The sequence below is a fragment of the Alcanivorax quisquiliarum genome (assembly GCF_023051175.1).
Lineage (GTDB): Bacteria > Pseudomonadota > Gammaproteobacteria > Pseudomonadales > Alcanivoracaceae > Isoalcanivorax > Isoalcanivorax quisquiliarum.
On the sequence record NZ_JALKII010000040.1, the window covers coordinates 1 to 1,103 of the forward strand.

General features: G+C 47.2%; 1 protein-coding gene. It reads right to left on the reverse strand.

The window, feature by feature from the left end:
* Positions 1-1,103 (reverse strand): hypothetical protein (locus MU846_RS14530; RefSeq protein WP_246953991.1); only part of this gene is annotated, 1,103 nt, incomplete at both ends.

A 1,103-nucleotide genomic window follows, 5' to 3' on the forward strand; every position in this document is an offset into this window, starting at 1 on the left:
GATTCTTGGTTCAGAGAACGGCTTGATTTAGAAGAAGAAGCAGATTTGGAGCTCTGGTCGTAACCTGAAGCACCATAGGCACCACCAAGACTATAGCCTGGATATCCAGCAACCTGATTGGAGTATCCCTTGTTTGAAGATTCCTGTGACTGAGAACTTTCTGAGCTTTCAGAAGCACTCATTTTAGCACCTGAAGCATAGCCTGGGGCATAGAGACCTGTAGCACCTATGCCTGTGATACCAGATGTGATGCCTGATTCTTGGTTCAGAGAACGGCTTGATTTAGAAGAAGACGCAGATTTGGAGCTCTGGTCGTAACCTGAAGCACCATAAGCGCCACCTACTCCTGGAATACCATAGACTGGAGCACCGATTAAGTTGTAGGAGCCTGGAGAAGAAATTCCTGGAATGGTAGATGCTCCCTGGTTTAGAGAACCGCTTGATGTAGAAGAGTCGCCTGGCTGTGTGCTTCCTGAAGAACCAATTCCTTGATTGGAAGATAGTCCCTGGTTTCCAGATCCGGTTAATGTAGAGGAAGGAACAGATGTGGAGCTTGGGCCGAAACCTGATGTGCCATAGGTGCCAACTGCAGGAATCCCAAAGCCTGGCAGTCCTGAAGCCTGAGTGGAGTATCCCTTGTTAGAAGATTCCTGTGATTGTGAGCTTTCTGAGCTTTCAGAAGCACTCATTTTACCACCTGAAGCATAACCTGGGGCATAGAGACCTGTAGCACCAATGCCTGTGATACCAGATGTGATGCCTGATTCTTGGTTGAGAGAACGGCTTGATTTAGAAGAAGACGCAGATTTGGAGCTCTGGTCATAACCTGAAGCACCATAAGCGCCACCCACAACTGGAATTCCAAAGGGTGAAAGTACAGATCCCTGATTCGAAAATCCCTTTTTAGACGATTCCTGAGACTGTGAGCTTTCTGAGCTTTCAGAAGCACTCATTTTAGAACCGGAAGCATAACCTGGAGTATAGAGACCTGTAGCACCAATGCCTGCGATACCAGATGTGATGCCTGATTCTTGGTTCAGAGAACGGCTTGATTTAGAAGAAGAAGCAGATTTGGAGCTCTGGTCGTAACCTGAAGCACCATA